Genomic DNA, 24,987 nt, shown 5'->3' on the forward strand with positions numbered 1-24,987 from the left:
TTACTGTTTCGTGGAAATAGCATGTACCCAGTGATGAATTCGGCCAGCAAGGCCAATGGTGTGATCTTCGCCCTGGTGCTGGCGGCGATGTTCGTCTATTCGCTGCCACCGGTGTTCAGCTTCGCCCGCAGCCAGGACGACGCCTGGCATCTGTTCGTCGACGGCAAGCTGCTGCGCAGGTTCGAGCAGGCCTACGACAAGCGCTTCTTCCTGCGCGACCCGTCGGTAAGACTGTGGGCCGACGCCCAGTTCCGGCTGTTCGGCGAAGGCACCAAGGGTGTGCTACTGGGTCACGACGGCTGGCTCTACACCAACCAGGAATACCGTGTGCCCAACGACCTGGACGCCAACCTGGCGTACCAGCTGGCGCAGATCACCGACATCGAGCGGCAACTGGCCGAGCGCGGCAAGCACCTGCTGCTGCTGCCGCTGCCCATGAAGCTGGACATCTACGCCGCCCACGCCGCACGCACCTTCGACCCGCGGGTGAGCAGCCTCTACCAGCGCTTCGTCAGCGACCTGCAGGCCCGCCAGCTGGATGTGGTGCCGCTGCGCGAGGCGTACCTGCGCAACCTGTCCGGCCCGCGGCTGTTCCTCAAGTCCGATACCCACTGGAGCCCGGACGGTGCCCGCCTGGCGGCCTACGAGCTGGCACGCCAGCGTCCGCATCTGCTGGGCGACCAGGTCTACGTCTCGCACAAGACCGGCGACAAGCAGGTCAAGGGCGACCTGATGAACTACCTGCAGTTCGACCATGGCCTGGCGCCGCAATACGGCGCCAGCACCATCGAGCTGTACGAAACCCTCAAGGCCGAGCAGGACAGCGACGACCTGTTCGCCGAACAGGCCCAGAGCCTGCTGTTGGTCGGCACCAGCTACAGCAAGATCGACGACTGGAACTTCGTCGGCTTCCTCAAGGAGGCGCTCAACCGTGACTTGCTGAACATCGCCGTGGAGGCCCGCGGGCCGTTCGAGGCGATGCGCCAGTTCCTCGCCAGCGACCAGTCGCACAACCCGCAGATCGACACCGTGGTCTGGGAGTTCCCGCTGCGTACCTTGCTTGCCCACCGCCCCGGCACCCTCGCGGGCAACACCCAGCCCGCGCATTTCTGACGTTTCAAGGAGAAACCCGATGAAGCTCTCGCCCCTGTTCGCCACACTCGCCCTGGCCTGCGCCAGCCATGCCACCCTGGCCGCCGAAGGCAACGCCGACCTGTATGACGCCGTGGCTCCGGCCGATTCGGCCTTCGTCCGGGTGCTCAACCTGTCAGACGCCAGCGTCGACGTCACCCTGAGCGGCAAGCTCAACCCGCAGAAGGTCGCCCCCGGCCAACTGGGCGGCTACCGCTTCGTGCCCGCCGGCACGCACCGCATCGCCATCGGTGCCAAGGCCATCGAGCCAAGCCTGCAGGCCAACGCCGCCAGTACCGTGGTCTATGACGGCCAGCAACTGAAGCTGATCGCCGACCAGTACGTCAACGAGCCGAAAAAGGCCCAGGTCGCGTTCTACAACCTCACGCCTGCCCAGGCCATGCTGCGCACCGCCGATGGCAAGCACGAGGTGGTCAAGGCCCTGGCCAACGGGCAGACCGGCGCGCGCATGGTCAACGAGATCAAGATCGACTTCGCCGCCTACGTCGGCGACAAGCAAGTGGCCAGCTTCGACGAGCTGTTCCTCAAGAAAGGCCGCTCCTACAGCTACGTGCTGCTGCCGGGCAACCGTGGCCTGAGCCTGGCCAACAGCATCGACCCGACCGAGTGACCCAGCGCCCCGCAAGGATGACCGGCCCATGAATACCCTCCTCCCCCTCGGCCTGGCAGCGTCCCTGGCGCTGCTGAGCCTGTCCGGCCAGGCCGCCGAGGCGCCCGTGCGGCCCGGCTGCGAAAACCTGCAGTGCATGGTCTGCCCGGCCCTGGCCGAACCCCAGCGCTACGCCGAAGGGCGCATGAAGCTGATGCGCCAGATCGTCCCCGGCAAGGAGCGCTGGCTGTTCCGTTCGATGGTCGACCTGACCAACGACTTCGGCATCCCCGCGCCCATGCGCCCGGAGTTCGCCCGCCTGATGGCGGCCTTCCAGCGCCAGGGTATCCAGGTAGCCATGGCCATCCAGCCGACCCGTGGCCTGATGCACCGGGACAAGCTGTACCCGGACCAGTTGCACGGCTTCGACTACGAGCGCGCCAGCCACAACCTCGACACCTACCTGGGCCAGTTGCGCCAGGGTGGCGCCGTGGTGGCGCCGATGATGCAGCTGGTGCGGCAACCGCCCAAGGACGAGTATTTCTTCCGCCGCGACCACCACTGGACCCCCGCCGGCGCCGAGGCCACGGCGCGACTGCTGGCCGACGAAATCCGTCGCCAGCCGTTCTACGCCGGATTGACCAAGAAACAGTACCGCACCGAGCCTGGGGTGATGGTGCCCAAGGACGGCACCCTGAACCTGGCCCTGAGCTACATCTGCGGCAACAACTACGGGTTCCAGTACGTGCGCGGCTACCAGACCATCCCGGTGGCCGACAGCAGCGATGCCCTGTTCGACGAGGCGCCCGATCCACAGGTGATCCTGGTCGGCGACAGCAACGCCGCAACCCGCGAGGACGAGAGCAAGCAGTTCAACTTCGACGGCTATCTCAAGCAGTACCTGGGTGTGGACATTCTCAACTACGCCCTGCCCGGCGTCGGCGAGGACGGTTCGCTGCTCGAATACCTGCTGTCCGCCGACTACAAGCCCGAGGCGCCGCCCAAGCTGATCGTCTGGGAGTTGCCGGCCAACTACCGGCTCGACTCGCCGTTGATGTACCGGCAACTGGTGCCAGCGATCCAGGGTGGCTGCAAGGCCGCCGCCGGGGTATTGAGCTCGAAGCTCCAGCGCCCGGCCCTGCAGGTGGGCGAACGCATCGAACTGTTGAGCAATGCCGGCAGCGCCCGGCAGTCGGTGACCGGTGGCTTTCTCGATATCCGCCTGAGCGACAAGAACGTGCGTGACTTCTACATCATCGTCTATTACGACAATGGCGCTCGCGACAAAGTCTGGTTCCGTCGCGAAGCGGCGGTCAGCGGCGGCCAGTACTACCTGGAACTGAGCAAGGCGCCGGCATTCGCCGGGGCCAACCTGCTGTCGGTGTTCCTCGAGCCGACCAAGGCCGGGACCACCGCCACCGAAGTGCAGACCCGGTTATGCCTGTGAACGCCCACAGGTGTCATGCCGGCCTGCTGCTGCTTGCCATGCTGCTGCCCCAGGCCCACGCCGCCCAGTCGATCTGGCCAGCCCGCGCCACCGCGCAGTCGGCCATGATCGCCGACTACCGCGCGCTCACGTGCAACAAGGAGCCCCCTGCGCCCTATACCGGCAACCTGCGCCTGCAAAGCAAGTACGACCAGCGCGATGCCAGCAAGTCGACCTTGCGCGCCCGTCCGGACGCCGACAGCGAGCGTATCGGCAAGCAGGTCAAGCAGTTCATCGGTGGCCTGATCTATGCCGGCAAGCGCTTCCAGAAGGCGAAGAAACCCCAGGAAGCCAACCTGGCCCTGGCCTGCCAGGACCAATGGCTGGAACGTTGGGCACGCGCCGATGCCCTGCTCGACCCGGACGCCAGCGCCACGGGCATGGCCGCGCGCAAATGGGCGCTGGCGGCGATGGCCGGCGCGGTGCTGCTGACCCAGGCCGCGGCCGACGGCAAGCTCCAGCTCAGCCCCACGCAACAGCGCTGGTTCACCCGCCTCGGCGAGCAGGTGATCCGCGACTACGAGCCGCGCCGCCACGCCACCACCGTGTACTTCAACAACCACGACTACTGGGCCGCCTGGGCCGTGGCCGCCACCGGCATGCTGGTGCAGCGCGACGATTTCATTCGCTGGGCCGACGGCGCCCTGCGCCGTGGCCTGGCCCAGGCGGTACGCCGCGGCGACTACGCCTACCTGCCCCTTGAGGTAGCCCGCGGCAAGCTGGCCGCCAGCTACAGCCAGTACGCCCTGGTGCCGCTGGTCCTGCTCGGCGAGTCGGCACGGGCCAACGGCCTGGCCTGGAACGACGACGACCAGCAGACCCTCGAGCGCCTGGCCAGCTTCGCCGCGCGCAGCGTGCTCGCCCCCGACAGCCTGCCGGAGCTCGAGGGCCGCAGCCAGGCTGACGTCGCCCCGTACAAGCTGGCCTGGCTGATCACCTTCCTCGCCCGCCAGCCCGGCCATCACCTGGCCCGTCAGTTGTACGAGCGCGAACACGGCGAGGTGGACAACTACAGCCAGGTCGGCGGCCCGCTCAAGCCGGCCTACCCCATACTGCCCTGAACCAGGAACCTGTCATGGCCACGTTCGCCCGTTTTTCCCTCATCGGCCTGCTGCTCGCCGGCAATGCCCTGGCTGCCACACCAGTGGTCGATACCCTGGACACCGAGCAGCACCGCCAGCAGCTCGCCCAGTTGCGCCAGCAGGCCCGCCAGGCGGTGGCCTTCGAACAGAAGCCGCGCGCGTTGCCCGGCGGTCGTGCCAGCGTCAGCCTGCAACCGATGTTCTCCGCCCAGGCCGGCAGTTGGCCGTTCGAGCCCTTCGTCAACAACGGGCTGTTCCGCGCCATCGCCGGCTATCAGGCACACCATCCGCAGGCCGTGGTGCTGCGTGGCGGCGGCATCAGCCTGGGACAATTGCATGACGCGCTGAACGATCCACGCATCCTCAGACGCTACAAGGACGGCTACCTGCTCAGCTACCCGCTGCTGATCGGCGCCGACGCCGGGCTGCTGGTCGAAGACACCCACCTGTACCTCTACAGCTTTTCCGGCACCGCGCTGATCAACCAGGGCTGGCTCGGGTTGCGCCACGCGACCCTGGAAAGCCTGAGCGGCGACCGTCCCAGCGCCACCGATCGTGCCTGGCGGCCCTTCGTGGTGGCCTGGGCCGGCAGCCACACCCAGGTGATCGACTCACGCCTGCAGCGCCTGGGCTACAACGCCAACCTGTCCCGGGGCCTGAGCACCGCGCTCAGTAGCCAGCAACCTGTCGCTACCCGCCCGGCCACGCTGTTGATCGACGCCAGCCAGTTCCGCGAGCTGTCCAGCGGCGTGGAGTTGCAGCACAGCCAGGCGGTGATCACCGGCAGTCGCTTCGAGCAGTCCCAGCAGTACGCCATCGACGCCCGCGACAGCCAGTTGAGCCTGCGCGACAACCAGTTGCGCGGCATCGCCAACAACAGCGGCGTACGCCTGCGCGGTCAGACCCGCGCCTTGATCGAAGGCAACCTGATCCTCGGCGCGGCCAAGGCCGCCATCGAACTCAGCGACCAGCGCGGGGCCGTGCTGGTCACCAGCAACCGTATCGGCGACAGTCGGGGCAACGGCCTCCAGTTGCGCAACCTGACCCCCAGCACGGCAGCCCCCTTGCTGATCGACGGCAACCTGCTGGCCGGCAGCCAGGCAAGCGCGGTGGATGCCGCCGAAGTGACGAGCCTGGCCCTGGTGGACAACCGCATCGGCAATACGCCGGAGTATGCGTTCAGCCTGCGCAACAGCACGACGCAACCGGGGCCGCTGCTGATCAGCGACAACCGTCTGGGGCGAGTGGGCAAGGCGCTGGTAAGGGTCGAAGGGATGAACGAGGTGCGCCTGGGGGGCAACAGCTTCGAGGGCAAGGCATTGCTGCAGAACCTGCTGATCGGCGATCTGTCGCCGGTGCAAGGGCAAGTGCTGGAGGCGACGCTGAGCCAGGGGCGGATGGTGCGGATTCGCCAGCAATAGTGCTGCCATGCCGACTTGCCCGAGCCCAGCGAACACTGCGTGGGAGCGGGCTTGCCCCGCGATAGCGCCAACCGCTACGGCCAGATACCTGGATCAGGCAACCGGGCGCTGCATCCGTACGAAGCACTCGTCCATCCCCACCTCGACGAAGCCGTGACGCAGATACAGCCGCCGCGCCGGATTGCTGCTGAACACCATCAGGCGCAGCAACGGTAGCCGGCGTTGCGCCGCCCATCCGGCAAGCGCCTCCAGCAGCCAACTGCCGATACCCCGCCCCCGATGCTCGGGCAGCAAATGCAGTTCGCGGATGAACAGCGCCTGGCGGTCCTGGCTGAGGCTGCAGAAGCCCAGTAGCTCGCCGTCCTCCTCCACCAGCCACTGTTCGCGCCACCCCCAGGCTTCGTCGAAGGCCTCCTCGATCCACAGCAGGTCGAATTCGCGGTAATACGGCAGCATCGCACGGCGGGCGAGATCGCGGGCGAAGGTGCGGTGACTGTCGTTGGCGGGGGTCAATTGCAGGGGCATGGGCTTGCGCAAACGTGCGGTTCAAGGGCGACTGGCACAGGTTACACGGCTCACTGGGCGTAGCACACCGGGGAACTACCCGGGCCGCGTCGATCCAGTTCCTCCTCCAGCCAGTCGGCCAGCACCCTGGCATTGTTGTGCTCGGTGTCCTTGCCGGCATAGAGCAGAGTCAGGTCGCCCTTGCCCGCCAGATCGAGCAGGGGATACCAGTGCTCCGGATGGGCGGCCAACTCGTGCCGGTAACGCTGGCTGAAGCCGGCGAAATCCACCTCGCCGGCATGGAACGCCTTGCGCAGCTCGTCGGATGGCGCCACCTCGCGCAACCACTGGCCATGCAGGTCTTCCTTGCGCTTGTTGCGTGGCCATAGGCGATCAACCAGCACTCGCTGGCCATCCGTGGCGGCGACAGGTTCGTACACACGCTTGCAGTGAATCATCAGCGGCTCGCTTGGCAATCCGGCATTGCCTTCTAGACTAGAAGCTCCTTTGACCGAGGTCACTCCCCGGTAACAGATTGTTTCTAGGATAGGAAGCCATCCCCTTCTCCGCCGACGCACACCGGAGCCATCATGACCACTCCCTCGCTGGCCAGCCAGGACACGCTGCCCATGCCCGATTCCCGCCCGCACCTGTCCCACCGTCCTGGCCGCGCCACCCTGATCCTGTTCTTCGGCCTGTTGCTCGCCGGCCTCGCCTACACCTTCTGGAGCCTCAAGCAGGACGTCAGCGCCAGCGGCACCCTGGTCACCACGGTCACGCCCTTCCTGCTGCTGGGGCTGGCGCTGCTGATCGCCCTGGGCTTCGAATTCGTCAACGGCTTCCACGACACCGCCAACGCCGTGGCCACGGTGATCTATACCCACTCGCTGCCGGCTCCCGTGGCGGTGGTCTGGTCAGGGCTGTGCAATTTCCTCGGCGTGCTGCTGTCCAGCGGCGCAGTGGCGTTCGGCATCATTGCCCTGCTGCCGGTCGAGCTGATCCTGCAGGTCGGCTCTTCGGCGGGCTTCGCCATGGTCTTCGCCCTGCTGCTGGCCGCGATCATCTGGAACCTCGGCACCTGGTGGCTGGGATTGCCGGCCTCGTCCTCGCACACGCTGATCGGCTCGATCATCGGCGTGGGCGTGGCCAACGCGCTGATGCATGGCCGTGACGGTACCAGCGGGGTGGACTGGACCCAGGCCAGCAAGGTCGGCTACGCCTTGCTGTTCTCGCCCCTGATCGGTTTCGCCTGCGCCGCCCTGCTGCTGCTCGCCCTGCGCGCGCTGGTCAAGCGCCGCGAACTGTACCAGGCACCCGAGGGACAGACCCCGCCACCGTGGTGGATTCGCGGCGTGCTGATCCTCACCTGTACCGGCGTGTCGTTCGCCCATGGCTCCAACGACGGACAGAAAGGCATGGGGCTGATCATGCTGATCCTGGTCGGCACCCTGCCGATGGCCTACGCCCTGAACAAGACCATGCCCAACGAGCAGGCCCTGCAATTCTCGGCGGTCGCCGAGGTGACCCGCCAAGCCCTGGTGCGCAGCGCCCCGCAAGCGCCGCCGACGGATCCGCGCCAGGCCCTCACCGCGTTCATCTCCGAGCCCAAGGCCAGCCCTGAGCTGGTGCCGGCGCTGGCCGCGCTGACCGGCATGATCGGCGACGAGGTCAAGGGCTATGGCTCGCTCAAGCGTGTGCCGGCCGAAGCCATGGCCAACGTGCGCAACGACATGTACCTGACCAGCGAGGCCATCCGCCTGCTCGACAAGCACCGCCTGGCCGCGTTCGATGCCGACACCCAGCGCCATGTGCAACTGTTCAAGCGTCAGCTCGACGATGCCACCCGCTACATCCCGCTGTGGGTCAAGGTGGCAGTGGCCATTGCCCTCGGCCTGGGCACCATGGTCGGCTGGCGACGCATCGTGGTGACGGTGGGCGAGAAGATCGGCAAGACCCACCTGAGCTATGCCCAGGGCGCTTCGGCGGAGGTGGTGGCGATGTGCACGATCGGCGCGGCGGACATGTTCGGCTTGCCGGTGTCGACCACCCATGTGCTGAGCTCGGGGGTGGCCGGGAGCATGGTCGCCAATGGCTCGGGGATCCAGCGCAAGACTCTGGTCAACCTGCTGATGGCCTGGGTGTTGACACTGCCGGCGGCGATGCTGCTGGCGGGGAGCCTGTACTGGCTGCTCAACCAGGTGTTCTGAGACGCCGGCTCAGGCTGGTTGGATGCACGCGGGGCAGGCCGTGGAAGGCGTGGTGCAGTTCATGGAAGAGGCGTGGGAGCGAGCTTGCCCCGCGATTGCCATGCCGGCCCTATCGCGGGGCAAGCCCGCTCCCACGTGCCTCTCGCCACACATTTGCTCTGCCCTGCACAGTTACGCGTCAGGCCGGAATCTTCAAGCCACGCTGCACGGCCGGGCGTTCGAGAAACGTCGCCAGCACCCGTTGCACTTGCTGGAACCGATCGAACTCCACCAGTTCGCGGGCGTTGTAGCGCTCCACCAGGTTGCGTACCCAGGGGAAGATGGCGATATCGGCGATGCTGTAGTCGTCCACCATCCACTCGCGCCCCTGCAGATGCCGGTCCAGCACCCCGAGCAGACGCTTCGACTCGTTGACGTAGCGGTCGCGCGGACGCTTGTCCTCATAGTCCTTGCCGGCGAAGAAATGGAAGAACCCCACCTGGCCGAACATCGGCCCGATGCCAGCCATCTGGAACATCAGCCATTGCAGCGTCTGGTAACGCTGAGCCGGCTCCTGGCTCAGCAACTGGCCGCTTTTTTCCGCCAGGTACTGCAGGATCGCCCCCGACTCGAACAGCGCCAGCGGCTGGCCACCGGGACCGTCGGGATCGAGGATCGCCGGGATCTTGTTGTTGGCGCTCAGCGAGATGAATGCCGGGGTCAGTTGGTCCTCGCTGTCGAAGCTGATCTTGTGCACCTCGTAGGGCAGGCCGATCTCCTCGAGCATGATCGAGACCTTGACACCGTTGGGCGTGGCCAACGAGTAGAGCTGCAGTCGCTCGGGGTGGCTGGCTGGCCATTTGCGGGTAATGGGGAACGCGGAAAGATCGGTCATGGGCAGGCCTTGCGCAGTGAGTAATCAGGAAAGTTCAGGACGACGAACCATCACCCAGTCGCGGTGACGCTCCTCGCCGCAGGGAAAGATCGCCTCGCCCACCTTGCCAAAGCCATTGCGCTGGTAGAAGCGGATGGCCCGGGCGTTGCGTTCATTGACGGTCAGGCGCACCGCGCCTTGGGTATACGCCAGGGTGGCGTCGAGCAACTGCTGTGCGCCACCCTGCCCGTGAGCCTCGGGCAGCACGTAGCAACGGGAGATTTCCACCAGCGGGTCGGCGTCGGGGATACCCAACGTGCCGGGCGCCAGGTCGAGCATGCTGTAGCCCAGCACCCGGCCATCCTGCTCGAGCACCAGCAGGCGCTTGTGCGGATCGCGCAGGTGCGCCAGGAAGTGCTCGGGCTGCAGGTTGTCGGCAATGTAGTGCCGCTGCGCGGCGGGTGCGCTGTCGGGCGGGCTGGCCAGGGCGAAGGTGGCCTGGCCGACCTGGCTCAGGGCAGCGCAGTCATCGCCGTGGGCCGGGCGGATCTGGTAGGGCATGGCAACTTCCTGTCGGGCATCCGGATCGACTCCGACAATGCCAGCCCTGCCCGGGCGCTGCAAATGAAAAGGCGACCCGGCTCACACCGGATCGCCTGCTTATCGCCTCAACGCGCTCTCACGACCTCCGAGCCCTGGGAGATGATCACCTCGACGCGGCGGTTGAGATGCCGCGAATGCGCGCCGTTGCTCGCCACCGGATAGGCCTTGCCGTAGCCGCGGGTCGCGATACGCGCGCGATCCACCCCCTGGCGCTGCAAGGCGCGAGATACCGACTCTGCACGATTTTCCGACAACCGCTGGTTCAGTTCATTGCCCCCGGTGGAGTCGGTAAAGCCTTCGATCCGCACCTTGCGCTCTGGGTTTTCGCTCAGGAACCTCGCCAGGCGCTGGATATCATCGTGGCTACGGTCGCTCAGCTCGGCGCTGCCGGTCTTGAACAGCACATCACCGAAGGTCACCACGGTGCCCCGCTCGGTCTGTTCGACCTTGTCGGCCTTGAGTGCCTTCAAGGCGTTGAGCTGGGCGGTACGTACATCCAGTTGCGCCTTGGCACGCTCGGCCTCGACGCCCTTGAGCTTCGCCTCGGCCAGGCGTCGGTCGATGACCGCATTGGCAGTGTCGGTCTTGCTCTTGGCCTCGTAAGCAAGTTCCTCCACCTCAGGCGACTTGCGATTGACCTGCGAGGCGGCTTCGGCTCGCTGCAGCGCGGCTTGTGCCTGCTGGGTTTCCAAGGCTGCCAGGCGGTGCGACTCAGGTTTGCCCTGCAACGCCGTGAAGGCCTCGCGGGCGTCCACCAGTTGCGGATTCTCCGGCGTGGCGGCACAACCCGCGAGCATCAGTGCAAGCACGGACAGGGCTGGAAGCAGATGGTTCTTCGACATGATGGTTTCCTTCTCAGTGGGCAGGCTTGTCAGTGGAGAGACCAGACGCCTGGAGCCCCTCTTTACGGATATCGTCCACGGCCTTCTTCGCTTCCTTCGCGTGCTCATCGGCCTTGGCCGCGCCGGCCTCGGCCTCTGCTGCGACGGCATCTGCCCGGGCACGCTTGGCCAGGCGAACGACTTCGTCGTAGTTTTTCTCGCCCAGTGCCCGATCCATGGCACTGAGGTTGCCTTGCGCCGAGTGCATCCGCACTGGTGAGTACTGGGTGGCGTCGGCGGCAACCGCGCGGTTGACGGCGCTACGGGCGAGTTCGATCTGTTCGGTAGGCACCAGCGCACTGGCACACCCGCCAAGGACCAAGAGCAGGCCGGCCAGCGGCAACGTCTTGCGGTTGAATGGGACACGCATGGAAAAGCTCCTTTGCTGCGCTCGCAGACCGGTGACCGGCGAGCGACGCTCGTCAGCGGAACAGGTCTGAGAATGTGGGAAATGTCTGGATTGCTCGTCATAAAGCTTATTGAGACCTGGTGCCATGGTCCTTTTCGGCATAAGGAAATTGAGAGCAACCAAGACAGACTGTTTCGAAAACGGCATCAGACTATTCCCAGCAAACAGGCAACCGAATAGGACTTTTCGCAATCGACCTGTAAGGTTTTTCAACAAACGACCACGCCCTCCCCTCCGAGACTGGCCGGTGACTTGCTGGTGTCCAGAGGGGTAGGCTGTTTTGCGTCTTGCAGGGTATTTCCGTTGGGTATGATGCCTTCTCCAATCCGAGCCGCTATTACGTCGGAATGACGCTTGCTGACGGTAGGATTTCGACTGGAAAGGCGTCTACTGACAAAAATATCAGGTGGCTCCCCTGTAACGGCAGACCGAAACAGGGGCTAAGCGTGGTTGCAAGCATCAACCCTGCTGATGGGCCTTGAGCTTGAGTTTTTCGGTGTCGACCCGTACGAACACCGAATCGGCGAGTACCGTCAGCACGTCACCGGCCCAGACCTCGCAGATCACCCGGCTCTTGCGCCCGACCTCGCCTTCGACCCGCGCCTTGAGCAGCAACTCGACGCCCATCGGCGTGGGTTTGAGGTAAGTCAGCCCGAGCTGGCCGGTAACACAGTCGATCCGCGGCAAGCTGCCTGCCTCGCGGCCTTCGGCCCGGTAGTGGTAGGCCATCGCGGTCCAGTTCGAATGACAGTCCACCAGCATCGCCAGCAACCCGCCATAGACCAGGCCCGGCCAGCCGGTAAAGGTTTCGTCGGGGGCATGGCGGCACAGCAGGTGAATGCCATCGGTGTCCCAGTGGCTCTGCAGGTGCAGGCCGCTGGGGTGGGAACAGCCGCAGCCGTAGCAGACACCTTCGGGGGCGGCCAGGGCTTGCAGGGAGGGGGATTGCAGGGTCATACGCGTCCTTGGCTTGTTGGAATTGGAACAGGAAGCAGCGCCCGATGTTAACGCCCTGCCCGGCCGACGCCAATGCACGCGCCCATGACCGGCTCATGGGCGCGGGTCGGCCAACGGTCGCGACTCAGGCCGTCTGCGCCAGGCCCTGGCGATTACCGCGCTGGGTCAGCGACACCAGCAGGATGAACAGCGTCACCCCGGCCGTCATCAAGGTCTCGTAGCGGTAGGCATCGCTGAACAGCATGTAGCCCAGCACCAGGACGATGGTGCCGATCACCAGCCAGGTCAGCCAGGGGAACAGCCACATCTTCAGCTCCAGCGGGCGCCCTTCGCGCTCGGCACGGGCACGCATGCGCAACTGCGACACGGCGATGACCAGGTACACCAGCAACGCGATGGCGCCAGTGGTCGACAACAGGAAGCCGAACACCTTGCCAGGGAACACGTAGTTGACGAAACAACCCGCGAAACCGGCCAAGGTCGAGAGGATGACCGCCACGGTCGGCACGCCAGCCCCGGAGATACGCCGGGTCATGCCCAGGGCCTGCCCGCGCGCGCCCAGCGAGTAGAGCATGCGCGAAGCGGTGTACAGCCCGGAGTTCATGCAACTGGTGACCGCCACCAGCACCACCAGGTCGACCAGCAGCTTGGCGCCTGGCACGTTGAGCACCTCCAGCACCCGCTGGAACGAACCGACCGCCTTGAGCCCCGGGTCATTCCAGGCCACCAGCGACACCACCAGGAAGATCGACGCCAGGTAGAAGATGGCGATGCGGTACACCACCAGGTTGGTGGCGCGGCGGATCTTCTCCTTCGGGTTGGCAGTCTCGTCGGCGGCGATGGTGACGATCTCGGCGCCGAAGAACGAGAAGATGGTGATCAGCACGCCGCCCAGCACGGTGCCGAAGCCATTGGGCATGAAGCCCCCGTTGTCCCACAGGCGGCTGACGCCGGACACCTCGGCCAATGGCCAGGCACCGAACACCGCCAGGCTGCAGACCACGATGAAGGCGATGATCGCCACCACCTTGACCAGCGCGAACCAGTACTCGAAGGCGCCGAAGTTCTTCACGCTGACCAGGTTGGTGCCTGACAGCACGACCATGATCAGGAACGCGAACAGCCACGACGGCACACCCGGGAAGTAGGCGTGGAGGATATCCGCGCCGGCGATGGCCTCGACCGGAATGATCAGCACCCAGAACCACCAGTACAGCCAGCCAATGGTGAAGCCTGCCCAGGGGCCGATGGCCTCCGAGGCGTAGGTGGAGAACGAGCCGCTGTTGGGGTTGGCGATGGCCATCTCGCCGAGCATGCGCATCACCAGCAGCACCAGCAGGCCGGTCATGGCGTAGGAGATCAGGATCGCCGGGCCGGCAGTGGCGATGGCGTTGGAGGAGCCGATGAACAAGCCGGCGCCGATGATGCCGGCGATGGAGATCATCGACACCTGACGCGAAGTCAGGCCGTGCTGCAGGGAACGCTGTTTCTTGTTGTCTGGCAATGCCATGGAGAACCCTCGGGTGGGTCGATCGTCGCAAGGGCGGCGATGAGTCTGAGCAGATTTGTTGTAGGTCTTTGCTGCTGGTTCTTGTTGTTCTTGATCCTGTGGGAGCCCACTCCCGCACCCCAGTGGCGTGCCTGAAAAGTTGTCCTTTGCGTTTGTCAGGGCACCGGGTTGTCATCGTTGACCGAGGTCAGTATTAATTTATTTAGAGCGGGTCAACAAACGACCTTTTCGAAGCACATCATTCTCCAAAAGAATGAACTTCTTCCATTTTCGCGGGATAACCCTTCGTCATGTCCAAGCGCCTGATGCCCTCCTCCACCGCCCTGCAGTGCTTCGAGGCAGCCGCCCGCCACCTCAGCTTCACGCGTGCGGCACAGGAGCTGCACCTGACCCAGAGCGCGGTGAGCAAGCAGGTGGCGCAGCTCGAAGACATGCTCGCCCACCCGCTGTTCCAGCGCATTCGCCGGCGCCTGCACCTGACGCCGGCCGGCGCGCTGTACCTCGCCGAGGTGAACAAGATCCTCACCCAGATCGACATCTCCAGCCGCTACATCCTCAGCTACGGCGACGAGACCGAGGTCCTGCGCATCGCCACCCAGCCGACCTTCGGCGCGCGCTGGCTGGTGCCCAGGCTCAAGGGCTTCGGCGATCGCCACCCGCGCATCCACCTGGACATACGCAACGAGCTGGAACCGTTCGACCTGGTGCAGGCCAAGGCCGATATCGCGTTCTTCTTCGGCAAGGGCACCTGGCCGGGGGCGACCTGTATCGAACTGTTCAGCGAGGAAGTGGTGCCGGTGTGCGCCCCACAGTTGCTGGAGCAACGGCGCTTCGCCAGCGCCGGGGAACTGGCCGAGCATCGCCTGCTGCAATGCGCCTCGCGTCCGGAGGCCTGGCACGAGTGGTTCCTTGGCCTGGGGCTGCATAGCCAGAACAGCTACCACGGACCGCGCTTCGACACGTTCTACCTGTGCATCCGGGCGGCCATCTCCGGCTGCGGAATAGCCCTGATCCCGCGCTACCTGGTCGCCGAGGAACTGGCCGAGGGCAAGCTGGTGGTGGCCTGGGATCACCCGGTGCAGAGCAAGGGCCGGCATTTCATGGCCCATGCCGAACATGCCGCCGAAGTGCCCAAGGTGCGGGCATTCGTCGAGTGGATTCACGAGCGGGTGGCGCAGGCGGACTGAAGACCTGCGCGGGACAATGCTCGCATGTGTTGCATGGAAAGCGGCCTTGCCCGCGAAAGTTCACGAATTCAAGGAATGATCGCAATCCAATAATTCGTTTGCGCAAGGCCTCCGCGGCACGCTTCGATAGTCATCAAATCGAACAACAGGCCGCCTGCAGATGAACCCGGAAAGTATCAGCCAGTCCATTGCCATCGTTCACCCGATCACACTTTCCCATGGCCGCAATGCCGAAGCCTGGGATACCGACGGCAAACGCTATATCGACTTCGTCGGCGGCATCGGTGTGCTCAACCTGGGCCATTGCAACCCAGCCGTGGTCGCGGCGATCCAGCAGCAGGCCACCCGCCTGACCCACTACGCCTTCAACGCCGCGCCCCATGGCCCCTACCTGGAGCTGATGACGCGCCTGTGCCAGTTCGTTCCCGTCAGTTACCCGCTGGCTGGCATGCTCACCAACAGTGGCGCGGAAGCGGCGGAAAACGCCCTCAAGCTTGTGCGCGCCAGCACCGGCAAACGCGCCATCGTCGCTTTCGACGGCGGCTTCCATGGACGTACCCTGGCCACCCTCAACCTCAACGGCAAGGTGGCGCCGTACAAACAGCGCGTGGGCGAACTGCCCGGCCCGGTCTATCACCTGCCCTACCCCAGCGCGGACACCGGCGTCACCTGCGAGCAGGCGCTCAAGGCCATGGAGCGCCTGTTCAGCGTCGAACTGGCGGTGGAGGATGTAGCGGCGTTCATCTTCGAGCCGGTACAGGGCGAAGGCGGCTTCCTCGCCCTCGACCCGGCCTTTGCCCAGGCCCTGCGCCGCTTCTGCGACGAACACGGGATCCTCATCATCATCGACGAGATCCAGTCCGGTTTCGGCCGCACCGGCCAGCGCTTCGCCTACCCACGCCTGGGCATCGAGCCCGACCTGCTGCTACTGGCCAAGAGCCTTGCCGGTGGCATGCCGCTGGGCGCGGTGGTCGGTCGCCGGGAGATCATGGATGCACTGCCCAAGGGCGGGCTGGGCGGCACCTACTCGGGCAACCCGATTGCCTGCGCGGCGGCACTGGCCAGCCTGGCGCAGATGACCGACGAGCACCTCGCCGACTGGGGCGAACGCCAGGAACAGGCAATCGTCGCACGCTACGCGCGCTGGAAGGCTTCGGGATTGTGCACCGCGCTCGGACGCTTGACCGGAGTCGGCGCCATGCGCGGGCTGGAACTGCTCAACCGCGACGGCAGCCCTGCGCCCGCGGCACTGGCCAAGGTCCTGCAAGCGGCGCGGGATCGCGGGTTGCTGCTGATGCCCAGCGGCAAGGCGCGGCACATCATTCGCCTGCTGGCACCGCTGACCATCGAGGCCGAGGTACTCGAGGAAGGGCTGGATATCCTCGAGCAGTGCCTGGCGGAACTGGACTGAGGGTTACAGGCCCAGCTCTTCTGGGGTGGGCATGTCGCACTCGAAGGCGATCCAGCCGCCTTCGAGTTCGGCGTGACCGTTGACGATCGGGCCGTAGTAGCTCAGACCGTTCTCCAGCGTGACGCAGATGTGCGTGGCGCCCTTTTCCGGCGCACCGAGGGTGCCGACGAAATGCACCTTCTTCAGCACTTCGGTCACCGCCTCGAGACCCACGCGCATGTTGGTGTTTTCCGAAGCCTCGGTATCACCACCACGGTCTTCTGAACTGACGGTGACGGTGGCGGTGTAGGGGTACTTGCTGCTCAAGCGGGGTTACCTCGGGGTAAGGTGCGGAAAGTGGCGCTAGGGTACGGCAGACGGTCGTGGTTGTCTCTAGCGAACGCATCGTGGGACAAGCCCGCTCCCACGCAAAACGCCCAAGCAATGCACCCTCCCATGCACGGCTTGCACGTGTCGCGTGGAAACGGACTTGCCCCGCGATGAGGGCGGGCCTGCAAAAGGTGATCTGAATGCCCCGATCTGTTAGGGTGCCCGCCGATGCATGCCCCACCACGCGAGGATACCGAGTGAGCGCCGAACAACCCCTGATCGCCGACCTGTTCGAGGTCGACAAACGCCTGACCCTCAAGCCCGTCGTGGACTTCAACAGCTTCCTGCGCAACGCTTTCGGCGACGGCCCCTGCCGCTGCCACCGCTGCGTCGAGGGCAATGGCGACGAGAGCGGCTACAGCCACCGCCACACGTTCGAACTGGACGGCAGCACCCTGCACCGTCGCTTCGCCGGCACGGCGGGCAGCGATGTGCTGCTGGCACTGAAGAAGGCCTGGCTGTCCTACACCAAGAGCGACCTGGTCACCGTCGGCCAGCTGGACATGACCACCCTCAAGTCGTTCACCGAGACCGCCCTGCACAGCCGCCTGCTGGCCCTGCTGCCGGCCAGCGGCCTGGCCCGCGAAAGCGACGGCCACTGGCAGTTGCAGGTGCTCGCCGACTGACGGACGCCCCGGCAGGATTCTCCCGCTCTGCTAACGTGGGAGGATCCTCACCCGCAGGTGATCCGACCATGGCCCGCACGACCCCCATCGAGCTGTACCGCAACATCGGTATCGTCGCCCACGTGGATGCCGGCAAGACCACCACCACCGAGCGGATCCTGTTCTACACCGGGGTCAACCACAAGATGGGCGAGGTCCACGACGGCGCCGCGACCATGGACTGGATGGCCCAGGAACAGGAACGCGGCATCACCATCACCTCGGCGGCGACCACGGCGTTCTGGCAAGGCTCGACCAAGCAGTTCGAGCACAAGTACCGTTTCAATATCATCGACACCCCTGGCCACGTCGACTTCACCATCGAGGTGGAACGCTCGTTGCGCGTGCTCGATGGCGCGGTGGTGGTGTTCAGCGGCGCCGACGGGGTCGAGCCGCAATCGGAAACGGTGTGGCGCCAGGCCAACAAGTACCATGTGCCGCGCCTGGCCTACATCAACAAGATGGACCGTCAGGGTGCCGACTTCCTGCGCGTGGTCAAGCAGATCGACCAGCGCCTGGGCCACCACCCGGTACCGATCCAGCTGGCCATCGGCAGCGAGGAACACTTCATCGGCCAGATCGACCTGGTGAAGATGAAGGCCATCTACTGGAACGACGCCGACCAGGGCACCAGCTACCGCGAAGAAGAGATTCCGGCCGAACTGCAGGCGCTCGCCGACGAGTGGCGCGCGCACCTGGTCGAAGCAGCCGCCGAAGCCAATGACGAGCTGACCATGAAATTCCTCGACGGCGAGGAGCTGAGCATCGCAGAAATCAAGGCGGCCCTGCGTCAGCGCACCATCGCCAACCAGATCGTGCCCACCATCCTCGGCTCATCGTTCAAGAACAAAGGCGTGCCGCTGATGCTCGACGCGGTGATCGACTACCTCCCCGCGCCTTCGGAAATCCCCGCCATCAAAGGCACCGACCCGGACGACGAAGAGAAGCACCTGGAGCGTCACGCCGACGACAACGAGCCGTTCTCGGCCCTGGCCTTCAAGATCGCCACCGACCCGTTCGTCGGCACCCTGACCTTCGCCCGGGTGTACTCCGGCGTGCTCAGTTCCGGCAATGCCGTGCTCAACTCGGTCAAGGGCAAGAAGGAACGCATCGGTCGCATGGTGCAGATGCACGCCAACCAGCGCGCCGAGATCAAGGACGTGTGCGCCGGCGACATCGCCGCACTGATCGGCATGAAGGATGTCACCACCGGCGATACCCTGTGCGACATGGACAAGCCGATCATCCTCGAGCGTATGGACTTCCCCGACCCGGTGATCTCGGTGGCGGTCGAGCCGAAGACCAAGGGCGACCAGGAGAAGATGGGCATCGCCCTGGGCAAGCTGGCCCAGGAGGACCCGTCGTTCCGGGTCAAGACCGACGAGGAGACCGGCCAGACCATCATTTCCGGCATGGGCGAGCTGCACCTGGACATCATCGTCGATCGCATGCGCCGCGAGTTCAACGTCGAGGCCAACATCGGCAAGCCGCAGGTGGCCTACCGCGAGAAGATCCGCAACACCTGCGAGATCGAAGGCCGCTTCGTCCGCCAGTCCGGCGGGCGCGGCCAGTACGGGCACTGCTGGATCCGCTTCGCTCCGGGCGACGAAGGCCAGGAGGGCCTGGCCTTCGTCAACGAGATCGTCGGCGGCGTGGTGCCGCGCGAGTACATCCCGGCAATCCAGAAAGGCATCGAGGAGCAGATGAAGAACGGCGTGCTGGCCGGCTATCCGCTGATCAGCCTCAAGGCGGCGGTGTTCGACGGCTCGTACCATGACGTCGACTCCAACGAGATGGCCTACAAGATCGCCGCGTCCATGGCCACCAAGCAGCTCTCGCAGAAAGGCGGCGCGGTGCTGCTGGAGCCGGTGATGAAGGTCGAGGTGGTGACGCCGGAAGATTTTCTCGGGGACATCATGGGCGACTTGAATCGCCGCCGAGGAATGATACAGGGCACTGAAGATGTTTCCGCAGGAAAGGCAATTCGTGCAGAGGTACCTTTAGGTGAGATGTTCGGCTACGCCACCTCGATGCGCTCGATGACCCAGGGCCGGGCCAGTTTCTCGATGGAGTTCACCCGCTACGCCGAGGCACCGGCGAGCATTGCCGATGCCATCGTGAAGAAGAACCGCGGGGAATGACCTGTACCGGCCTCATCGCTGGCTATCGCCAGCTCCCACAAGGACCATGTTGCCCCCAAAGTCACCTAGAACCCTGCAGGAGCTGGTGGCAGCCAGCGATGAAGCCAGGTCAATAGACATTCTGTGGGAGCTGGCGACAGCCAGCGATGAAGCCAGGTCAATAGACATCCTGTGGGAGCTGGCGACAGCCAGCGATGAAGCCAGGTCAATAAACATCCTGTGGGAGCTGGCGACAGCCAGCGATGAAGCCAGGTCAATAAACATCCTGTGGGAGCTGGCGACAGCCAGCGATAAAGCCAGATCAATAGACATCCTGTGGGAGCTGGCGACAGCCAGCGATGAAGCCGGCTCGGCCCATGAAGAACCTCAGTCCTGCTCGCCAGCCCGCCTCAGCAACTTCTTGCAGCGCTCCGATAGGTGCACCACGCGCAGTTGCTTGCCAGCCTTGGCATAACGCTCGCGCAACGTCTTCAACGCCGCGATCGCCGAGTAGTCGACAACGCTCAGGTGCCGGCAATCCAGGATGACCCTGGCCGGATCGCCCGCCGGGTCGAACTGGTTGAGAAACGGCGTGGTCGAGGCGAAGAACAGCGTGCCATGCACCTGGTAGTGCTTGCTCCCCTGCGCGTCCTCATGGCTGTCGGCATACAGCTCCCGCGCATGCTGCCAGGCGAAGTTCACCGCGGCGATGACGATGCCGAACATCACCGCCATGGCCAGGTCGGTGAACACCGTGACCACGGTCACCGCGACGATCGCCAGCACATCGCTCGCCGGCACCTTGTGCAGCACCCGCAACGAGGCCCAGGCGAACGTCTGCTGGGCCACCACGAACATCACGCCCACCAGCGCCGCCAGCGGAATGCGCTCGATCAGCGGCGACAGGAACAGCACGAACAGCAGGATCATCACCCCCGCGACCACGCCCGACAACCGGCCTCGTCCGTTGGAACTGAGGTTGATCACGGTCTGGCCGATCATCGCGCAGCCCCCCATGCCACCGCACAGGCCCGAGACCATGTTGGCCGCCCCCAGGGCCACGCATTCGCGGTCCGGGTAGCCACGGCTCTCGGTGATCTCGTCGGTGAGGTTGAGGGTCAGTAGTGTTTCCAGCAAGCCGACCATGGCCATCAGCACCGCGTAGGGCGCAATGATCTTCAGGGTCTCGAGGTTCCACGGGATGTCCGGCAGGGCCAGCGTCGGCAAGCCACCGGCAATATGCGCCATGTCGCCGAGGGTGCGGGTCGGCAGGCCGAGCAGGTAGACCAGCAGGCCGACGCCGAGGATCGCCACCAGCGCCGGTGGCACCGCACGGGTCAGCTTCGGCAGCACGTACACCACCAGCATGGTCAGCGCCACCAGGCCGATCATCAGGTACAGCGGCGCGCCACTGAGCCAGTGCTCGCCGTCCTTGAAATGCTCCAGCTGGGCCAGGGCGATGACGATGGCCAGGCCGTTGACGAAGCCGAGCATCACCGGATACGGCACCAGGCGCACCAACTTGCCCAGGCGCAACACGCCAAACAGGATCATCACCACCCCGCCGAGCAGAACGGTGGCCAGCAGGTACTGGGCGCCGTGCTGCACCACCAGGGCGACGATCACCACCGCCATCGAGCCGGCAGCGCCTGAAATCATGCCTGGACGACCACCGAACAGCGCAGTGAGCGTGCAGATGATGAAGGCACCGTACAACCCCATCAGAGGGTTGAGATGCGCCACCAGCGCGAAGGCAATGCACTCGGGCACCAGGGCGAAGGAGGTCGTGAGGCCGGCGAGCAGGTCGGCACGTAGGCGAGCGGGTTTCATGGTGGTCCTGTAAACAGCCCCGGCTCGACCGCGTGGGAGCGGGTTTGTCCCGCGCCCACGCAATAGAGCAGCGAGGGGGGTGAGCCTGAAATCGAGGGGCGCGATGTTACGGAATTTGTCTGACAGCAGCCACCACGCATTAATTCACCCCGCTGTGATCCATACCCGGCAAGATGCTGACAAATTTGCCATCATGAACATTCCACCCGCGGAGATCATGGACATGCCGCTACGCCCCATCATCGCCTCCCTGCTGCTCGCCGCCAGCCTCGGCGCCCAGGCCGCCACCGAGGTCATTGCGCTGCAGCACCGCAGCAGCGCCGAACTGCTGCCCGCCGCCCAGTCGTTCATCGGCAAGGACGGCAGCGTCAACACCTTCGAGGACAAGCTGATCGTCAACGCTCCGCAGCCGCGCATCGACGACCTGCGCGCCCTGCTGCAGCAACTCGACACCGCCCCCAAGCGCATGCTGATCAGCGTCGACAACAGCGACAGCAACTTCCAGGACAACCGCGGCAACGCGCGAGTCATCCAGTACGGCACCGCCAACCGCGAAGGCGGCCTGCAGCAAGTGCAGGCCAGCGAAGGCCAGCCGGCGCTGATCCAGGTCGGCCAGAGCATCCCAGTCACCAGCACGTCCACCGACGGCTACGGACGCCTCCAGAGCAACACCGAATACCGCAATGTCACCCAGGGTTTCTACGTCACCCCACGCCTGAGCGGAGATACGGTTCGTCTGCAAATAAGCACCAATAACGACCGAATGAGTCACGAACGTCCCGATGTAGTGAAAGTGCAGAGCACCGACACGACCATCACCGGCAAGCTCGGCGAGTGGATCACCCTGGCCGGGTTCAACCAGCAGAGCCAAGCCGACAACCGCGCGTCGACCCTGACCTACAGCACCCAGCGCGGTGAAAACATGACCTTGCGCGTCAAAGTCGACCTTCTCGACTGATACCAGGCAAATCAAGGCCTCGACCAGAGGCCTTGAAACTGACCGGCAAGTCGCATTAGACCAAGGATGTAGTAGACCAAAAAAATCACTACAAAACGTTTGACAGGCTCTTTTCGGCAAGGGCATGATGGCCTCGCTCCCGCTAATCAGAGGCCCTGGCAAGGGTCTTCGAGGCGCGCTCCTCCCACCGTGGAGGCGCCTCGTGTCCATACGGCCCACAAGGCGGTTCGACGGGATTGCGACTGCAACGAAGAAGTTGTCCCGAGGGACGGAAGCGCATCACCGCAGTTCTGGCAATCGCGTCGCACAGCAGCAAGGCAACCACGAGCCGACCTGCAGGGCACACCCTCGCCTGACCTGCCCCCTTCCCCCTGCACACTTCCCCGTTCGCCGCCGCACTCCTTGCGAATGGACAGCCGCCCCGGCCCTCCGATCCGCGATTCCGAGCATCAGCACAATTACATTCAAGATCGATGCGACGAGGTTTATTTCCATGGCACTGACACGCGAACAGCAAATTGCAGCCCTCGAGAAAGACTGGGCCGAGAACCCGCGCTGGAAAGGCGTGACCCGTACCTACACCGCCGCTGATGTCGTTCGCCTGCGTGGCTCCCTGCAGCCGGAGCACACCCTGGCCCGCCTGGGTGCAGAGAAACTGTGGAAGCTGGTCACCGAAGGTGCCCACCCGTCCTTCCGCCCAGAAAAAGATTTCGTCAACTGCATGGGCGCCCTGACCGGTGGCCAGGCCGTGCAGCAGGTCAAGGCCGGCATCCAGGCCATCTACCTGTCGGGCTGGCAGGTGGCCGCCGACAATAACTCGGCCGAATCCATGTACCCTGACCAGTCGCTGTACCCGGTCGACTCGGTACCGACCGTGGTCAAGCGCATCAACAACTCGTTCCGCCGCGCCGACCAGATCCAGTGGAAAGCCGGCAAGAACCCAGGCGACGAAGGCTACATCGACTACTTCGCGCCAATCGTGGCTGACGCCGAAGCCGGTTTCGGTGGCGTACTGAACGCCTACGAACTGATGAAGAACATGATCGAGGCAGGTGCCGCCGGCGTGCACTTCGAAGACCAACTGGCCTCGGTGAAGAAATGCGGCCACATGGGCGGCAAGGTACTGGTACCGACCCAGGAAGCAGTACAGAAACTGGTGGCCGCGCGCCTGGCTGCCGACGTATCGGGCGTCCCGACCATCATCCTGGCCCGTACCGACGCCAACGCCGCTGACCTGCTGACCAGCGACTGCGACCCGTACGACCAGCCGTTCGTGATCGGCGAGCGCACCCGCGAAGGCTTCTACAAGGTACGTGCCGGCCTCGACCAGGCCATCGCCCGTGGCCTGGCCTATGCACCGTACGCCGACCTGATCTGGTGCGAAACCGCCAAGCCGGACCTGGACGAAGCCCGTCGCTTCGCCGAGGCAATCAAGAAGGAATACCCGGACCAGATCCTGTCCTACAACTGCTCGCCGTCCTTCAACTGGAAGAAGAACCTGGACGACGCCACCATCGCCAAGTTCCAGCGCGAACTGTCGGCCATGGGTTACAAGCACCAGTTCATCACCCTGGCCGGCATCCACAACATGTGGCACGGCATGTTCAACCTGGCGCACGACTACGCCCGCAACGACATGACCGCCTACGTCAAGCTGCAGGAGCAGGAGTTCGCCGACGCCAACAAGGGCTACACCTTCGTGGCGCACCAGCAGGAAGTCGGCACCGGCTACTTCGACGACATGACCACCGTGATCCAGGGTGGCGCCTCGTCGGTAACCGCACTGACCGGCTCGACCGAGGAAGAACAGTTCCACTGAGTCCAGTGAGCTGCTGAACAAGGCCCGGGATCCGCGAGGATCCCGGGCCTTGTTCATTTTCAGGCCAGCCCCGACCTCCTGCGGGAGCCCGCCGCCAGCAAAACCCAGGATCAGGTCTAAGCTTGTGGCTACCCCATAGCAAGGACTGCCCATGCCCCGCCCCGGCCACCTGCTCACCATCGCCGTCGCAGCCGCAGCCTGCTATCTATATGCACTGGTCAGTGACAACGCTCTGCTCGGCCTGCTGGCCAAACCCATTCCAGTGCTCGCCCTGATTGCCTGGCTGAGCACCTCCCCCGATACGCTCTATCGCCGCTGGATCATGATCGGCCTGGGCTTTTCGGTACTCGGCGACATTCTGCTGGCAATCCCGCGCGAGCTGTTCGTGTTCGGCCTGGCCGCATTCCTCTGCGCCCACCTGGCCTACCTGCGCGGCTACTGCAACCTCACGCGGCACCCGGCCTACCCTGCCCTGGCATTCGCCCTTCTTATCGGTGGGGCATTGTTCGGCCTGCTCGCCAGCCACGACCTCGGTCCACTGCTGCTCCCCGTGGCGCTGTATGCCCTGGCCATCGGCGCGATGCTCTGGCGCGCCCTCGCCTGCGGCGGGCTCGCAGCCCTGGGCGCCTGCGCCTTCGTGTTCTCCGACAGCCTGATCGGCATCAACCGCTTCGTCAGCCCGTTTGCCGCCGCCGAGTACCTGATCATCCTCGCCTACTGGCTTGGCCAATGGCTGATTGCCGCGTCGGCGACTCGCGGCTCAATCGATAAAGTATTGATCCAGAGCGGTGCGCGAGGTGCCAATAGCTGCTAGAACGAGCATTTTTTCAATTGGCAAGGGGGTGCGGCTGGCCAATGAACTTTGCAAGGCCCAGAAAGGCTAAATCAGTACAGCTCAAGTTAAATGATATTAATTATCATTACACAACTAGCCCGCCATTACGCCATGCAAGAAACATAATTAACAAAACCGC

Annotated in this window: 23 protein-coding genes; 13 read left to right on the forward strand and 10 right to left on the reverse strand. The window is 64.7% G+C overall.

Features of this window, described 5'->3' with window-relative positions; genetic code table 11:
• The first annotated feature begins 21 nt into the window (after window positions 1–21).
• From F3J43_RS01980 to F3J43_RS02000, 5 genes are read left to right on the forward strand one after another with little or no spacing between them, the layout of a single operon-like run.
• Window positions 22–1,113: an alginate O-acetyltransferase gene (locus F3J43_RS01980; RefSeq protein WP_166883134.1), complete on the forward strand. Its 1,092-nt coding sequence runs from the start codon at window positions 22–24 to the stop codon at window positions 1,111–1,113.
• Window positions 1,114–1,132: 19 nt separating this feature from the next.
• Entirely contained in the window at window positions 1,133–1,762 is a 630-nt protein-coding gene (locus tag F3J43_RS01985; protein WP_166883135.1) for an alginate O-acetyltransferase AlgF, read from the forward strand.
• Between the two features lie 28 nt (window positions 1,763–1,790).
• On the forward strand, window positions 1,791–3,188 hold the full coding sequence (locus F3J43_RS01990; RefSeq protein WP_166883136.1) for an alginate O-acetyltransferase AlgX-related protein: 1,398 nt from the start codon (window positions 1,791–1,793) through the stop codon (window positions 3,186–3,188).
• The gene (locus F3J43_RS01995) at window positions 3,185–4,288 is read left to right on the forward strand and encodes a polysaccharide lyase (RefSeq protein ID WP_205297573.1); all 1,104 of its coding nucleotides are present in this window, start codon (window positions 3,185–3,187) and stop codon (window positions 4,286–4,288) included. The genes F3J43_RS01990 and F3J43_RS01995 overlap by 4 nt, the downstream gene beginning before the upstream one ends.
• A gap of 14 nt (window positions 4,289–4,302) precedes the next feature.
• Entirely contained in the window at window positions 4,303–5,730 is a 1,428-nt protein-coding gene (locus tag F3J43_RS02000) for a right-handed parallel beta-helix repeat-containing protein (protein WP_166883138.1), read from the forward strand.
• 93 nt (window positions 5,731–5,823) lie between these two features.
• Here F3J43_RS02000 and F3J43_RS02005 read toward each other — a convergent pair whose 3' ends face one another.
• A complete protein-coding gene (locus F3J43_RS02005; RefSeq protein WP_166883139.1) occupies window positions 5,824–6,255 on the reverse strand; it encodes a GNAT family N-acetyltransferase in 432 nt (143 codons plus the stop codon).
• Window positions 6,256–6,305: 50 nt separating this feature from the next.
• Window positions 6,306–6,692 carry a DUF488 domain-containing protein gene (locus tag F3J43_RS02010; RefSeq protein ID WP_166883140.1) on the reverse strand — a complete coding sequence of 129 codons (387 nt, stop codon included), beginning with the start codon at window positions 6,690–6,692 and terminating at the stop codon, window positions 6,306–6,308.
• Between the two features lie 132 nt (window positions 6,693–6,824).
• Between F3J43_RS02010 and F3J43_RS02015 the strand changes: the two genes are divergently transcribed.
• Window positions 6,825–8,441, forward strand: a complete 1,617-nt coding sequence (locus F3J43_RS02015; RefSeq protein ID WP_166883141.1) for an inorganic phosphate transporter — start codon at window positions 6,825–6,827, stop codon at window positions 8,439–8,441.
• A gap of 178 nt (window positions 8,442–8,619) precedes the next feature.
• Here the strand turns inward: F3J43_RS02015 and F3J43_RS02020 are convergent, their stop codons facing one another.
• The 6 genes from F3J43_RS02020 to F3J43_RS02045 all read right to left on the reverse strand — a co-directional run bounded on the left by F3J43_RS02020 (window position 8,620) and on the right by F3J43_RS02045 (window position 13,648).
• Window positions 8,620–9,315: a glutathione S-transferase N-terminal domain-containing protein gene (locus F3J43_RS02020; RefSeq protein ID WP_166883142.1), complete on the reverse strand. Its 696-nt coding sequence runs from the start codon at window positions 9,313–9,315 to the stop codon at window positions 8,620–8,622.
• Window positions 9,316–9,339: 24 nt separating this feature from the next.
• The gene (locus F3J43_RS02025) at window positions 9,340–9,855 is read right to left on the reverse strand and encodes a GNAT family N-acetyltransferase (protein WP_166883143.1); all 516 of its coding nucleotides are present in this window, start codon (window positions 9,853–9,855) and stop codon (window positions 9,340–9,342) included.
• 107 nt (window positions 9,856–9,962) lie between these two features.
• Window positions 9,963–10,739: an OmpA family protein gene (locus tag F3J43_RS02030; protein ID WP_166883144.1), complete on the reverse strand. Its 777-nt coding sequence runs from the start codon at window positions 10,737–10,739 to the stop codon at window positions 9,963–9,965.
• A gap of 13 nt (window positions 10,740–10,752) precedes the next feature.
• Entirely contained in the window at window positions 10,753–11,148 is a 396-nt protein-coding gene (locus tag F3J43_RS02035) for a DUF4398 domain-containing protein (protein ID WP_166883145.1), read from the reverse strand.
• Window positions 11,149–11,646: 498 nt separating this feature from the next.
• The gene (locus tag F3J43_RS02040) at window positions 11,647–12,144 is read right to left on the reverse strand and encodes a PaaI family thioesterase (RefSeq protein ID WP_166883146.1); all 498 of its coding nucleotides are present in this window, start codon (window positions 12,142–12,144) and stop codon (window positions 11,647–11,649) included.
• A gap of 124 nt (window positions 12,145–12,268) precedes the next feature.
• Window positions 12,269–13,648 carry an amino acid permease gene (locus F3J43_RS02045; protein ID WP_502706594.1) on the reverse strand — a complete coding sequence of 460 codons (1,380 nt, stop codon included), beginning with the start codon at window positions 13,646–13,648 and terminating at the stop codon, window positions 12,269–12,271.
• 296 nt (window positions 13,649–13,944) lie between these two features.
• Here F3J43_RS02045 and gcvA point away from each other — a divergent pair, with 296 nt between their 5' ends.
• Window positions 13,945–14,841, forward strand: a complete 897-nt coding sequence (gene gcvA, locus F3J43_RS02050; protein ID WP_166883148.1) for a transcriptional regulator GcvA — start codon at window positions 13,945–13,947, stop codon at window positions 14,839–14,841.
• Window positions 14,842–15,001: 160 nt separating this feature from the next.
• A complete protein-coding gene (locus tag F3J43_RS02055) occupies window positions 15,002–16,252 on the forward strand; it encodes a 2-aminoadipate transaminase (RefSeq protein ID WP_166883149.1) in 1,251 nt (416 codons plus the stop codon).
• Window positions 16,253–16,255: 3 nt separating this feature from the next.
• Here F3J43_RS02055 and F3J43_RS02060 read toward each other — a convergent pair whose 3' ends face one another.
• Entirely contained in the window at window positions 16,256–16,558 is a 303-nt protein-coding gene (locus F3J43_RS02060) for a hypothetical protein (protein WP_166883150.1), read from the reverse strand.
• Window positions 16,559–16,818: 260 nt separating this feature from the next.
• Here F3J43_RS02060 and F3J43_RS02065 point away from each other — a divergent pair, with 260 nt between their 5' ends.
• Window positions 16,819–17,247: a hypothetical protein gene (locus F3J43_RS02065; RefSeq protein ID WP_166883151.1), complete on the forward strand. Its 429-nt coding sequence runs from the start codon at window positions 16,819–16,821 to the stop codon at window positions 17,245–17,247.
• Between the two features lie 68 nt (window positions 17,248–17,315).
• Window positions 17,316–19,427, forward strand: coding sequence for an elongation factor G (gene fusA / locus F3J43_RS02070; RefSeq protein ID WP_166883152.1), 2,112 nt, complete (start codon window positions 17,316–17,318; stop codon window positions 19,425–19,427).
• Between the two features lie 366 nt (window positions 19,428–19,793).
• Here the strand turns inward: fusA and F3J43_RS02075 are convergent, their stop codons facing one another.
• Entirely contained in the window at window positions 19,794–21,236 is a 1,443-nt protein-coding gene (locus tag F3J43_RS02075; RefSeq protein ID WP_166883153.1) for a SulP family inorganic anion transporter, read from the reverse strand.
• Window positions 21,237–21,429: 193 nt separating this feature from the next.
• On the opposite strand from F3J43_RS02075, the gene F3J43_RS02080 reads away from it, so the two are divergent.
• From F3J43_RS02080 to F3J43_RS02090, 3 genes are all read left to right on the forward strand, one after another.
• Window positions 21,430–22,194 (forward strand): secretin GspD/PilQ domain-containing protein, encoded by a 765-nt coding sequence (locus F3J43_RS02080; RefSeq protein ID WP_205297574.1) that lies wholly within the window; start codon window positions 21,430–21,432, stop codon window positions 22,192–22,194.
• Window positions 22,195–22,687: 493 nt separating this feature from the next.
• The gene (gene aceA, locus F3J43_RS02085) at window positions 22,688–24,013 is read left to right on the forward strand and encodes an isocitrate lyase (RefSeq protein ID WP_166883154.1); all 1,326 of its coding nucleotides are present in this window, start codon (window positions 22,688–22,690) and stop codon (window positions 24,011–24,013) included.
• Window positions 24,014–24,164: 151 nt separating this feature from the next.
• The gene (locus F3J43_RS02090) at window positions 24,165–24,827 is read left to right on the forward strand and encodes a lysoplasmalogenase (protein WP_166883155.1); all 663 of its coding nucleotides are present in this window, start codon (window positions 24,165–24,167) and stop codon (window positions 24,825–24,827) included.
• The last annotated feature ends 160 nt before the right edge of the window (window positions 24,828–24,987 follow it).

Source organism: Pantoea sp. Cy-639, from assembly GCF_011752525.1.
In the GTDB taxonomy this organism is placed as follows: Bacteria; Pseudomonadota; Gammaproteobacteria; order Pseudomonadales; family Pseudomonadaceae; genus Aquipseudomonas.